At 58.3% G+C, this 11,914-nt stretch carries 12 protein-coding genes; 3 read left to right on the plus strand and 9 right to left on the minus strand.

The genetic code is table 11. The features are described 5' to 3' along the window. Nucleotides 1-131: 131 nt before the first annotated feature. Together HMPREF3042_RS02880 and HMPREF3042_RS02885 are read right to left on the minus strand one after the other, a co-directional pair. Complete coding sequence (locus HMPREF3042_RS02880) at nucleotides 132-905, minus strand: alpha/beta fold hydrolase (protein WP_070856016.1); 774 nt, start codon at nucleotides 903-905, stop codon at nucleotides 132-134. Nucleotides 906-956: 51 nt separating this feature from the next. After that, nucleotides 957-1,349, minus strand: coding sequence for a DUF5997 family protein (locus HMPREF3042_RS02885; RefSeq protein WP_070595549.1), 393 nt, complete (start codon nucleotides 1,347-1,349; stop codon nucleotides 957-959). 40 nt (nucleotides 1,350-1,389) lie between these two features. On the opposite strand from HMPREF3042_RS02885, the gene HMPREF3042_RS02890 reads away from it, so the two are divergent. Beyond that, complete coding sequence (locus tag HMPREF3042_RS02890; protein ID WP_049181647.1) at nucleotides 1,390-2,142, plus strand: type 2 periplasmic-binding domain-containing protein; 753 nt, start codon at nucleotides 1,390-1,392, stop codon at nucleotides 2,140-2,142. Between the two features lie 64 nt (nucleotides 2,143-2,206). Then, nucleotides 2,207-2,839 (plus strand): GNAT family N-acetyltransferase, encoded by a 633-nt coding sequence (locus tag HMPREF3042_RS02895; RefSeq protein WP_038626150.1) that lies wholly within the window; start codon nucleotides 2,207-2,209, stop codon nucleotides 2,837-2,839. Nucleotides 2,840-2,869: 30 nt separating this feature from the next. Here the strand turns inward: HMPREF3042_RS02895 and HMPREF3042_RS02900 are convergent, their stop codons facing one another. The 4 genes from HMPREF3042_RS02900 to glpX form a co-directional block, all read right to left on the minus strand. Continuing rightward, the gene (locus tag HMPREF3042_RS02900; protein WP_048733831.1) at nucleotides 2,870-4,468 is read right to left on the minus strand and encodes an MDR family MFS transporter; all 1,599 of its coding nucleotides are present in this window, start codon (nucleotides 4,466-4,468) and stop codon (nucleotides 2,870-2,872) included. Then, nucleotides 4,458-5,057: a TetR/AcrR family transcriptional regulator gene (locus HMPREF3042_RS02905; RefSeq protein ID WP_246822295.1), complete on the minus strand. Its 600-nt coding sequence runs from the start codon at nucleotides 5,055-5,057 to the stop codon at nucleotides 4,458-4,460. Before HMPREF3042_RS02905 ends, HMPREF3042_RS02900 begins: the two co-directional genes overlap by 11 nt. A 330-nt stretch (nucleotides 5,058-5,387) precedes the next feature. Next, nucleotides 5,388-6,788, minus strand: a complete 1,401-nt coding sequence (locus HMPREF3042_RS02910) for a class II fumarate hydratase (RefSeq protein WP_048733835.1) — start codon at nucleotides 6,786-6,788, stop codon at nucleotides 5,388-5,390. A gap of 160 nt (nucleotides 6,789-6,948) precedes the next feature. Then, nucleotides 6,949-7,974, minus strand: coding sequence for a class II fructose-bisphosphatase (gene glpX / locus HMPREF3042_RS02915; RefSeq protein ID WP_048733837.1), 1,026 nt, complete (start codon nucleotides 7,972-7,974; stop codon nucleotides 6,949-6,951). Nucleotides 7,975-8,345: 371 nt separating this feature from the next. Between glpX and HMPREF3042_RS02920 the strand changes: the two genes are divergently transcribed. After that, nucleotides 8,346-8,975 carry a DUF4245 domain-containing protein gene (locus HMPREF3042_RS02920; RefSeq protein ID WP_083327410.1) on the plus strand — a complete coding sequence of 210 codons (630 nt, stop codon included), beginning with the start codon at nucleotides 8,346-8,348 and terminating at the stop codon, nucleotides 8,973-8,975. A gap of 118 nt (nucleotides 8,976-9,093) precedes the next feature. Here HMPREF3042_RS02920 and HMPREF3042_RS02925 read toward each other — a convergent pair whose 3' ends face one another. From HMPREF3042_RS02925 to HMPREF3042_RS02935, 3 genes are all read right to left on the minus strand, one after another. Next, complete coding sequence (locus tag HMPREF3042_RS02925) at nucleotides 9,094-9,384, minus strand: exodeoxyribonuclease VII small subunit (RefSeq protein WP_048733840.1); 291 nt, start codon at nucleotides 9,382-9,384, stop codon at nucleotides 9,094-9,096. A gap of 61 nt (nucleotides 9,385-9,445) precedes the next feature. Further along, on the minus strand, nucleotides 9,446-10,681 hold the full coding sequence (gene xseA / locus HMPREF3042_RS02930; protein ID WP_070856019.1) for an exodeoxyribonuclease VII large subunit: 1,236 nt from the start codon (nucleotides 10,679-10,681) through the stop codon (nucleotides 9,446-9,448). A 107-nt stretch (nucleotides 10,682-10,788) separates the two neighbouring features. Beyond that, nucleotides 10,789-11,877, minus strand: a complete 1,089-nt coding sequence (locus tag HMPREF3042_RS02935) for a DUF6542 domain-containing protein (RefSeq protein ID WP_246822299.1) — start codon at nucleotides 11,875-11,877, stop codon at nucleotides 10,789-10,791. Nucleotides 11,878-11,914 lie beyond the last annotated feature (37 nt).

Consider the following 11,914-nt stretch of genomic DNA (forward strand, 5'->3'; position numbering starts at 1 on the left):
AGCTTCTTCCACTGCAGTCATAGCAACCTCCAATTGCACTCGAAAAAATGACGCGACCCGTGCGCCGTCCCTGTGGAATGGACAGCGAGCAGGTCGCGTCATTTTTTATTTTTTATTGCTGCGATTAGGCGCTAGTCGGCAATCCCATCAATGTGCGCCAGCAGAGCAGAGTTGTAGTACTCCGGGGTCTCCTGGTTAAGCAGGTGCTTGGCCGGCGAAATGACGACCATGGTCGAGCCCGCGATGCCGTCGTGAAGCGAAGTGACGACGTCGAGAGACGTCGAGGTGTCCTGCTTGCCGGCGATAACCAGCGTCGGAGCGGTGATCTCGGCGAGACGCTCGCGGGTGTCGAAGCGGGACAGTGCTCCGCAGGCGCCGATGTAGCCGTCATCGGGGCAATCTGCGATCATGCCGCGGAAGCGGGCGGGGAGCTCAGGGGTGGTGCCGAAGCACTCGTCGGTAAACCAGTTGCGGACGACAGTATCGGCGAGCGCGACCGTGCCCTTGTCGCGCACGAGCTCGGCCTTTTCCTGCCAGGCCTCGGGTGTGCCGAATTTCGGCGCCGTCGACGACAGCGTCAGGCTGACCACGCGATCGGCATGTTCTAGTGCGATGGTCTGGGCGATAGCGCCGCCGAGGGATAGTCCCACAAAATGTGCGCGGTCAACATCCTCCTCGTCGAGGACCTCGATGATGTCGGCGGCCAAGTGGCTCATGTCCCACTCACCCTCGGGGATAGGGGATTCGCCATGGCCACGGACATCTGGCGTGATGACCTGGTACTTTTCACTCAAAGTGGCTACCTGTGGCTCCCACATCCCCTGTGTGGTGCCCAGCGAGCCAATCAGGACAACCGTACCGTTGCCCTTGTGGTTGATTGCATGTGCGGTGTAGTCGATGGCCACGAGGATCCTCCTTGAAGACGTCGGCTGTGTCTGCTGTGTCTGCTGTGTCTGCTATTTCTCGGCGTTGCGAGCAGCTTCAGCGGCAGCCCGACCAGGGCCGTCGTCCTTCTTGGACTCTGCCTCAGCGGCTTCCACGCGCTGCTTCGCCAGAGACGCACGAGCGGCCTCCAGCCACTCCGGCATCTGCTCGAGCAAATCCTTAATCTCCGCCGTTGTCAGCGGCTTGTCCATGTCATTCTTCTTCAACGCCGTGATAGTAATGCCCAGCTTGCGGGCAACTTCCGGGCGCGGGTGCGGTCCGTTGCGGCGTAGCTCAGCGAGCCACTCCGGCGGATTGGACTGCAGTTCCGCAAACTGCGCGTGCGAAATCTCACCAGTGCGAAATTCCTCGGGTGTGGCCGGGAGGAAAATGCCAAGTTTCTTGGCTGCGGTTAGGGGTTTCATGGGTTCAACGCTAGCACCCATTCGAGTAACCTTGCGGAGTATGTCGACTCCTGAACCCGCCGTCCTGCGCATCGTGTTCGCCACCGGCACCAGTCCCGAGAAGTGGTTTCGCCGCTTTAGAGATCGGATTCCGGCAACACTGCACACCCACGCCGCCGACGATCCGATGTCCGACCTGGTCGGCGGTGCCGCTGACATGGCGCTGGTTCGGTTAGAGTCCGAAGGCTCGCTGCCCGAGTCGCTCCATCGCATCCGGCTTTACGACGAAGCCTGGGGCGTGGCCTACGAAAAAGAACACGTATTCTCCCTCACAGAGTCCGTGCCGGAGGAGCTGTTGGCGGACGAAACTGTGCTGCTGACCTCCGTGGATGCGGACGAGCTGCGACAGATGCTGCCTGTCGCAGCCACTGGTGCAGGTGTCGTAGTGGGGCCTCGCACGATTTTGAAGGCGCTATCGAAGAAGGCGGTGGCCTCATCGAACTTGGTGGCTGAGGAAGGTGCCACAGATCCGCTGTCCCGAACAGCTATTTGGTTGGTGTGGCCGAAAGCAGAGGACGACGAGCTCCGGCAGGAGTTCGTCGGCATTGTCCAGGGGCGTCGGGAGGGATCGACACGCACGCAGCTGGGGCGCAGGAAGGCTGACGAAGCTCCAAAGAAGTTGTCGGCCCGAGAAAAGACGCTTGCTAAGCAAGCCCGTCGGCAGCGCGCTGGGGCCGTCGTAAAGCATGCGCGCAGTGGCCGTGGCGGACGTCGAAGCGGTGGCGGAAGCGGGCGACCACGCAGGAGAAAGTAATCTTTTTACAATATTTTTGGCGTTTCGTTCGACGTGCGCGAAAAAATTAGCCACACTTGTAGTTATGGCTGAAAAGAAGCGCGATTTCACGATCCGAATGATGCGTGAAGAGGACTATCCACAGATCCAAGAAATCTATGAGATTGGCCTTGATACAGGACATGCATCGTGGGAACATTCGGCACCCGAATGGGACGAATTTATCGCTCTAAAGCGCGTTGACCTGTGTTATGTCGCAGTCGATGCGGAGAATCCAGACAAGATTTTGGCATGGGCATCAGCCGCGCCAGTGTCCAAGCGCCCGATTTTCAATGGCGTCATTGAAGACTCCATCTACGTCCACCCTGACGGGCAGGGCATGGGGCTGGCGGCGACGCTGCTGCAGAAGCTTATCGACGATGCCACGGAGCGCGGCTGCTGGTCGATTCACTCGTGGGTCTTTCCGGAGAATGTGGGATCGCTAAAGCTGCATCGAAAGCTTGGCTTCCGAGAAGTGGGGATTTACCACCACATGGCAAAGATGACCTACGGCCCAATGGCGGGGCAGTGGCGCGATGTCATTATTTTGGAAAAGCTCCTGGAAAAGCCAGAGGAGCGTGCGCTGAAGCGCGTCCAGGAAGAAGCAGAAGCCGCCGGTGAGCCGAACCGTCCGATTCTGGACAAGCTCGATCGCGCCGACGGCCAGGTGGGGGCATAGCTGCCGGGAGCTGTGGCTCCCGCGAATTAATTACTCGACGGTTTCCTTCAAAGGATCCTCGCGAACGAAGAACACAATGATTGCCGCCAGAATAATCACTGGCGTTAGTACCAAGAAAATCGGCGTCAAACCATCGTTGTAGCTGGAGATCAGCGCTTCATGGATTGGCGCCGGCATGCTATCCAGTACATGCGGCGTCAGTGAACCAATCGACTTAGAGGAAAAGCCCTCCGGGCCCATCTGCTTTGCGAACTCCGCTGCAGCTTCCGGTGATGCGGCCTTGATTTGTTCGACAGCCGCCGGAACGCGTTCGCCTGCCAGGTCCTTCATCCGGTGGATGAAAATCGAACCCACAATGGAGGAACCGACCGCACCGCCAATCTGGCGGAAGAAGTTATTCGCAGCGGTAGCGGTACCGACCATGGCGACCGGGAAGGAGTTCTGCACGATGAGAACCAGAACCTGCATGCCGGTTCCCAGGCCGAAGCCCATGATGAACAGGTAAACACCAACCTGCCACAGTGGGGTGGTGGTCTCCAGCGTGGACAGCAAGTAGAGGGAGACAGCCATAATCATCAGGCCGACGAAGGGGTAGAAGCGATACTTACCAGTCCGCGAAATAATCTGGCCAACGCCAATCGAGGTCAGAAGCATGCCGACCATCATCGGCGTCATCATCAAACCTGCAGCGGTCGGTGACATTGAGTGCACCATCTGCAGGTAGGTCGGAATATAAGCCATAGTGCCGAACATCGCGATACCCAGAATGAGGCCCGACACAGTCGTGAGCACGAAGTTTCGGTTATTAAACAAGTGCGTCGGAATCAGTGGGTTGGAAACGCGAGTCTCAGTGAGGAAGAACAGCACCCAGGAAACGACAGAGGCAACGATAAGCGAGATGATGACCCCAGAGTTCCAGTCGTACTGTGTACCGCCCCACGTGGTGGTAAGAATTAGCGTCGAGGCAGCAGCGGTCAAGAACGTCGTACCGATGTAGTCGAAGTTTCCTTCGCGCTGGCGTCGGGGCAGCTTCAGGAAGGCCGCAGCTGCCGATAGTGCAACCACGCCCATCGGGACGTTGATCCACAGACCCCAGCGCCAGCCTGGGCCGTCGGTGAACCAGCCTCCCAGTACTGGTCCCAGCACGGAGCTCAGGCCGAACACAGCACCCATGATGCCCATGTACTTACCGCGCTGGCGTGCGGGAATAACCTCGGCCAGGATGGCCTGTGAGGAAACCATCAATGTACCGCCAGCGAATCCCTGAAAAGCGCGGGCGGCGATGAGCAGGCTCATGGAGCTGGTGACTGCACCCATGACGGAACCGATTATGAACAGAGCGATGCCCATCATGAACAGGCCCTTGCGCCCAATCATGTCACCGAGCTTGCCGACAATCGGCATTGCCACAGTCTGTGCCAACAGGAATGCAGAAATAACCCACGACATGTGGTCAACTCCGCCGAGCTCGCCGACGATGGTCGGCAGGGCGGTGGCGAAAATCATCTGCCCCAGCGAGCTCATCAGCATAGTGAGAATGAGCGCGAAGAAGATGATTCCCAAGTGGGACTTGTTGCCAGAAACCGTGGTGTCGGTTTGGCCTTGAGCAGTGGTGTTGCTAGCTGTCACTATTCCTCCTCCAAAAATTTTTAACGACGTCGGCGGCGTCGTGAAGCGGTGTGTCTGTTGTGAATTCGTCCCGATGAGCCGATGAGTAGAGCACGCATTCGCGGACGAAACCGACTGACAGGGCTACCTCGTGCTCGACGGGCAGCTCGGGGTGCGTGCGCGACTGTGGATTCATCTCGAAATAGCGCTCAAATGCGGACCGGACGCGGCGCATTGAGCTGCCAAAATTGGAAATGACAACCGTCGAGAGCTTTGGCTCATTGCGCAAAATCTCGCGGATACGCTCCTTGAGCATGCAGTGAAATTCCTCGGTTGCCCCCAGCTCTTTATATCGGAGTAGCTGGGCCCGCTGCTTTTTCTCGATGAAATTGAGCATGTCCGCGATGGGGTCTTGGTGGGTTTGGGCGAGGAATGTCTCTTCATCGTCAGCATCGAATGACATGATGCCGTTGCCGAAGATGGATTGATCCTTGGAGTCGAAGTAATTGAAGAATGTGCGTCGACTGATATTGACCCGCTGGCAGATGTCTTCGATGTTGACGTGGTCGTATCCGCGATCCAACACAAGAGTGGTTGCGGCATCGGCCAAAGCGCAGTGTGTTTGAAACCTTTTGAGCTCTCGGAGACTGCATTCGGGATGTTCGCCCGGGTCCAATCTGGGAGAAGCTTTTTCATCAATTTGCACAAGGTGCAAAGTTACACCGAGTGCAATGTGGTGGCAAGTTGACTAATCAACATAAAGCTTGCCGCAGGGCGCATCCCCGGCAGTATGGCAGGGGGCGAATGGGGGACACGAAGTCACTCTCCGATCATTGCGAATGGAGAGTACCAAAACAAAGGACCCCGGAGTCTCTCAACGAAGTGAGACTCCGGGGTCTTATACGGAAGGTGCATTCACACCTTTGAGCTCAGAAAAGAACTAGTCACGATCAGTGTTGGCCATTGCCAGCACGTCGAGGCGCTTGTCCAGCTCTTCCTCGGTCAGCTTCTCGCCGTCGACGAAGCCCATGTCGATAACAGTCTGACGGATGGTCTTACCTTCCTTCAGAGCGGTCTTAGCGACCTTAGCTGCGTTCTCGTAGCCGATGGCGGAGTTCAGCGGGGTCACAATCGACGGGGAAGACTCAGCCAGAGTCTTCATGCGCTCAACGTTCGGCTCGATGCCGTCAACCAGCTTCTCGGCGAAGACGCGTGCGGTGTTCGCCAGCAGCTTAGCGGACTCCAGCACGTTACGTGCCATGACCGGGATGAAGACGTTCAGCTCGAATGCGCCGTTAGCGCCCGCGAACTCAACAGCGGTGTCGTTGCCCAGAACCTGCGCTGCGACCTGGGTAGCGGTCTCACACAGAACCGGGTTGACCTTGCCCGGCATGATGGAGGAACCCGGCTGCAGGTCCGGCAGGTGAATCTCAGCAAGACCGGTCAGCGGGCCGGAGCCCATCCAGCGGATGTCGTTTGCGATCTTGTTCAGGGAGACTGCAACGGTGCGCATAGCGCCGGAGAACTCAACCAGGCCGTCGCGGTTAGCCTGAGCCTCGAAGTGGTTCTGAGCCTCGCGCAGCTCCTTGATGCCGGTCAGCTCGACGAGCTCAGCGGTGACCTTGGCACCGAAGTCCGCTGGGGTGTTCAGGCCAGTGCCAACAGCTGTACCACCAATTGGCAGCTCGCCCAGACGCGGCAGGGTCGCCTCGATGCGCTCAATGCCAGCCTCAATCTGGCGAGCGTAACCGGAGAACTCTTGACCCAGGGTCACCGGGACGGCATCCATCAGGTGGGTACGGCCGGACTTAACAACGGTCTCCCATTCCTTGGCCTTCTTAGCCAGGGACTCCTGCAGAACCTTCAGTCCCGGGATGAGGTCCTTGACAGCTGCCTCGGTTGCTGCGACGTGAGTAGCAGTCGGGAAGGTGTCGTTGGAAGACTGGCCCATGTTGACGTGGTCATTCGGGTGAACCTCAACGCCGTTGGCCTTTGCGATGGATGCAATGACTTCGTTGGTGTTCATGTTGGAGGAAGTGCCCGAACCGGTCTGGAAGACGTCAATCGGGAACTCAGCATCGTGCTTGCCTTCAGCAATTTCCTTGGCAGCGGCGACGATGGCATCTGCCTGCTCAGCAGACAGCAGGCCGCGGTCCTTGTTGACGATGGCGCAAGCTGCCTTCAGCAGACCCATAGCGCGAATCTGTGCAGACTCCAGCGGACGGCCGGAAATCGGGAAGTTCTCAACTGCACGCTGAGTCTGTGCGCGCCACAGGGCGTTAACCGGAACCTTAACCTCGCCCATAGTGTCGTGCTCGATGCGGAACTGCTGCTCTGTCATTCGTTGCCTCTTTCAGCTAGGGAAACTTGAGTGCGCGCAAAACGGCCAATTATGCATGTCATTTTCATGCGACGCAGAACCGTTAGCGCATTCGCCTTCAAGTATGAATCAGATTGATAAAAAAGTGGTGCCCTGAGGGCACCACTAAAGGGGTAGTTACTTACAGATCGATGTTCGGCATCTCACCGGAGCCGTAGTCGATGGTGGCGTACTTACGCAGCTTCTCCAGAGAGTGGAAAGCCTCGATGCGGCGAATGGTGCCGGACTTGGAGCGCATAACCAGCGAGCGGGTCCATGCACCGTTACCGCGGTAAGCGACGCCGCGCAGCATGTCGCCGTTGGTGACACCGGTGGCAACGAAGTAGCAGTTGTCGGATGCAACCAGGTCATCGGTGGTCAGAACACGAGAAAGATCGTGTCCAGCGTCGAGAGCCTTCTTAATTTCAGCCTCATCGCGCGGGTGCAGTTTGCCCTGGATCTCGCCGCCCATACACTTCATGGCGCATGCGGTGATGACACCTTCTGGGGTGCCGCCGACGCCCATCATGATATCGACGGAGTTCGTGTCCTGCGCTGCGGCAACAGCGCCGGCAACGTCACCGTCGCCGATGAGGCGAACCTTGGCGCCAGCCTCGCGGATGTCACGAATCATGTCAGCGTGGCGCGGGCGATCCAGCACGACAACGGTGACATCTTCCGGACGCAGACCCTTGGCCTTAGCGACGGCCTTAATGTTGTGCTCAACCGGAGCCTCGATGTCAATCTTGCCGGCAGCCTCCGGGCCAACAGCAATCTTGTCCATGTAGAACACAGCCGATGGGTCGTACATGGAACCGCGGTCTGCAGCGGCAAGAACAGCGATGGAGTTCGGGCGGCCCTCAGCCATCAGAGTCGTGCCGTCAATCGGGTCAACCGCGATGTCAACGGCCGGGCCTTGGCCGTTGCCGACCTTTTCGCCGTTGAACAGCATCGGAGCTTCGTCCTTTTCGCCCTCGCCAATAACAACGACACCGTTCATAGCCACGGTGTTGATGAGCTGACGCATGGCATCGACGGCAGCGCCGTCGCCCTTTTCCTTCTGACCACGACCGACCCACTGACCAGCTGCCAGTGCAGCGGACTCAGTAACTCGGACGAGCTCCATCGCAAGGTTGCGATCTGGTGCTTCAGGATTCGAGGCGTTCATTGAATTCTGGCCCTTCCGTCGTTTTCTAGGAACTCTTTTGAGGTTTGAGAATGTGCTGGGAGACGCCACGCCAGGAAACTGGGGTTTAGCGCTGCAACAATTCCTATTAATCGATGTTTGGCGCGACCTTTTGAGCGCCATTGCATCTGTTACTAGTGTTCCACCTTTTTGGTGTTCGGGGGTGGACGCAGCGCCAAAGTGGGGGGAGCTTCAGGGCTAAACCCCCACATCACGCGGGTATCAAGAGTTTGTTCCGGCGTCAGTTCGCTTGACGACGTCGACAGCGTCCGTCATCAAGTATTGCTAGCCGCAGCTGTGCGGATGCGATTGATGACTAGGTTCGTTGCGGGGCCTTTGGCATACTTGAGCGCGTGGCGAATGAGAAACCTAGGATTTTGCAGGACAGTCGAGACATGATTCTCACCCTCGTGGTGATGTTTCTTGCGGTGGCTGTCACCATCGGCTTTACCGGCCTGTGCAGTTTTAACCCCGGGAAGCCGGAAAACGGTCCGGTGCGCGAGGTCGATGCCGCCCCATTCGTGAACATGGAGGCTCGGCGCGTGGACTATCCAGTTCGCCTGCCGAAGGTGCCTGAGGGCTGGACTTCAAACTCGACCCGCGCGGGTATGGCGGCGGGGAAGCAGACGACCATTATTGGCTATGTCACCGCTAGCGGAGCATTCGTCCAGGTCACGCAGACAGATGCGGAAGCAGGTCAGCTGCCGGATGACGGTAAGAATCGTCTCCGCGACGGTACCACTGACGTGGAAGGTACAACCTGGACTAAGTATGTGCCGGCTGAGGACAACGTGCGTCGCGTATGGGTTGGGGACCTCGGTGACTCCCGCGCAATTATCGAGGGCACTGCCAACGACGAGGAGTTCACACAGTTGGCGGCGGCTTTGCAGAAGGCCGAGCCAATCGATCCGGACGCGACAATGCCGGATCCGTCACAGCCGCAGCAGACTGCGTCCGAGACGCCGTCGGCACCAGCAAAGTAGGCCGAGTCGAGCACTCACCTGGATTGGTAATCCCAACTAGGGCCATAAAATAGCTGAACTCAGCTATCGGCGACGAGACGAGAATCGATATGCACTGACGGTCGTTTCTCGTCTCTTTTTATTCCTCACCGCTCCCATTCTCGGCCGAAGCCGCGGCATCCTGATTCTTGCTGGCCAAGGCGGCTTCAACCTTTGCCCGGGCGCCAGCCAAATGCTCCTCACAGCGGCGGGCCAGCGCCTCGCCTCGCTCCCACAGCGCCAGGGATTCATCCAGGCTCATCTGCCCGAGTTCTAGGAGCTTGACGGTTTCGACGAGTGCATCTCGCGCTTGCTCGTAGCTCAGGTTCTCCACCGGTACCTGTTCTTCCGAAGAGGGAGCCTGACCCGCGCCGAAAACATTGTCATTCATTAGCGAATACGTCCTTCACATCTAGTAATTAAAGCTTCAAGGTTGGAAAAGTCATTGCTTATTAATTCGCCGGCTTCGTAGCTAGCGTCGCTGCAGAGATGGAACCGTCACTGACGCGAATTCGCAGTTGGGAACCCATCGGAGCATCTGTAATAGAAGTCACAATCTGTGGTTCTGGCTGAGTAGCCGATTGTGCCTGCACGATGGCATAGCCGCGAGCGAGTGTGGCAGAGGGGCCAAGTGCTGAGACCTTGCCGCGCAATCCCGATACCGCTGCTTCCTCGCGTTCCAGACTGCGGTGAATGAGAAAACGCAGCCGATCCACCTGCGCCGTGACAAACTCTTCACGCACGCGGATGGGAGTGAGCGGATCGCGCAGTACCGGCCGCGACGTCAAATCCCGCAGGGTCGCTACTTCACGGTCAACCCATCGCCGCAGAGATGCTGAGGAGCGCTCACGCAGCTGTGCAATTAGGCGGCGTTCCTCAGCAGCATCGGGCACTGTTTTCTTCGCTGCATCCGTAGGTGTGGCAGCACGTAAATCAGCGACGTAATCCAACAGCGGAGTATCCGGCTCGTGTCCAATCGCAGAAACCACCGGTGTTGTCGCCTTACTCACCGCACGAATCAGCGCCTCATCTGAAAAGGGCAGCAAATCTTCGACGCTGCCACCGCCACGGGCGACGATGATGACATCGACCTCCGGGTCGGCGTCGAGCTGTGCCAGCGCCTCAATAATTTCCGGAACAGCCTTGGCTCCCTGCACAATTGTGTTGATTATCCGGAAATCCGCCTCAGGCCAGCGGGCACCCGCGACCGAAAGCACATCGCGTTCAGCTGCCGAACCGCGACCGGTAATCAACCCGATCTTGTTGGGGAGGTAGGGCAGAGGGCGTTTCAGCCGTGGATCAAAAAGGCCTTCCGCCGCTAGCGCTTGGCGCAGCTGTTCCAGCCGTGCCAATAGTTGCCCCAAACCTACGGGCCTCCACTCCGTAGCCCACAGGGAAAACTGCCCCCGCCCGGCATAAAACGCAGGCTTGCCCAAAACCACTACGCGGTCGCCGTTGCGCAACGGATTATTACGCAGTGCCGCAGTAGAACAAGTCACCGACACCGAAAACTCCGCGGAGGTGTCACGCAGAGTGATGTAGGAGAGCTTCCAACTCGGCTTGGAGTTGACCTGGGCGATTTCCCCCTCGACCCAAATCTGTCCAAGGCGCTCAATATAGTCCTTGACTAACTGGTTCAGGCGCCGAACCTGAACCGGTTTCTCGGCCGACGTTTCCAATTTCGACATACATCAACACTTACACGATGGGGCGGATCGCCCTGCTAATAAACGCAGGTTGCCCACAGGCTAAATTTGCCTGTGGGCAACTGTGACGGTAAAAGTGCAAGCCCGAGTTACTTGCGGTAACGAGACCTGCTATCGCGGCCGGTTATCCGCTCCTGGCGAGGGCGCTGCTGTCGCGGTGGCCACTCCTCGGTGCGGCGGTGGTTGCCCACTTGGCGTGCGGGGCTCTGTTGAGACTTTTCGGACGGAGACTCCGGCGAGGACTGTTCTCCCCACATCCGTGCCGTTCCTTCAGTTTGACGACGGGGAAACTCTGGCGTTGGCCGCTGCGGTGCGTTTGGCCTTTCAATCGGACGACGAGGCTGCTGTCTAGTCGAGTTCGGCGAAGTGGAATCCTGAGTGAACTGCGCCTGCCCCGGATGCGAGCGAGACTGCCAACGGGAGGTTGGCTGCTGAGCCCGCTGTGCGAAATTCGCGCGCTGCTGGGCACGCTCCCCAGAACGGTCAACTGGTCGCTTACGCAGTTGCTCGGCGTTGCGCGATGCCGAGTTGGCGTTCGCTGCAGGTCGGGCACCAGAACGAGAAGTCTCCTGCCGAGAGCGTGCAGCTTGCTGGCGCGCCTGGCGGCGAGCTTCGGCATCTCGGATAATGTCCGCAGCGGGACGTCGTGAAGCAGGACGTTCCTGGGTGCGAGAGGCGACCCGGCGATCAGATTCGGCGAGACGACGGCGAACCTGAGAGCTGGATTCGACAGCGGCTTCGTCACGGTGCTGGCGTTGTTTAGCGACCTTGCGCTGGGTGTTGAGGGATTTCTCCTGGGTGCGGGTGATTTCGAGGTAACGCCACACTGCGATGATGACACAGATAATCATCAAGACCAGCAGCCACGGGAACTGCTGGATGATGGGATATGCCGAGGTCACCAGGCGAGCGCGTTTAGAGGTTGTCGCGGTCGCGCCACCATTTTCAGGATCGGCGAGAGAACCGGTAAACCACGCTGTGAAAAAGGTGACAAGCGCGAACAAAATGGGGATTTGAGCGACGGTAACTACCAGACCGCGAGGAACCACCAACAGTGTTCCGGCCACAGCAGCCACGGCAAAAGCAATGAAGTAGGGCTTGCCAATCGAACCGTTGGGAACAGAAAAGAGCAAACCAATAACGCCAGCTAGAAGCATCAGCAACGGCGGCACAAACATTGGCACGCGTGGAAGCAGGGGTTTGTTTCCACTGCCT

Source organism: Corynebacterium sp. HMSC074C05 (assembly GCF_001838325.1).
Lineage (GTDB): Bacteria > Actinomycetota > Actinomycetes > Mycobacteriales > Mycobacteriaceae > Corynebacterium > Corynebacterium amycolatum.

Coding starts and splice junctions, on each gene's coding strand:
- xseA (WP_070856019.1), bottom strand. CDS start 10,681: ATGTCGAAATTGGAAACGTCGGCCGAGAAACCGGTTCAGGTTCGGCGC.
- HMPREF3042_RS02910 (WP_048733835.1), bottom strand. CDS start 6,788: ATGACAGAGCAGCAGTTCCGCATCGAGCACGACACTATGGGCGAGGTT.
- HMPREF3042_RS02925 (WP_048733840.1), bottom strand. CDS start 9,384: ATGAATGACAATGTTTTCGGCGCGGGTCAGGCTCCCTCTTCGGAAGAA.
- HMPREF3042_RS02935 (WP_246822299.1), bottom strand. CDS start 11,877: ATGTTTGTGCCGCCGTTGCTGATGCTTCTAGCTGGCGTTATTGGTTTG.
- HMPREF3042_RS02890 (WP_049181647.1), top strand. CDS start 1,390: ATGTCGACTCCTGAACCCGCCGTCCTGCGCATCGTGTTCGCCACCGGC.
- glpX (WP_048733837.1), bottom strand. CDS start 7,974: ATGAACGCCTCGAATCCTGAAGCACCAGATCGCAACCTTGCGATGGAG.
- HMPREF3042_RS02895 (WP_038626150.1), top strand. CDS start 2,207: ATGGCTGAAAAGAAGCGCGATTTCACGATCCGAATGATGCGTGAAGAG.
- HMPREF3042_RS02885 (WP_070595549.1), bottom strand. CDS start 1,349: ATGAAACCCCTAACCGCAGCCAAGAAACTTGGCATTTTCCTCCCGGCC.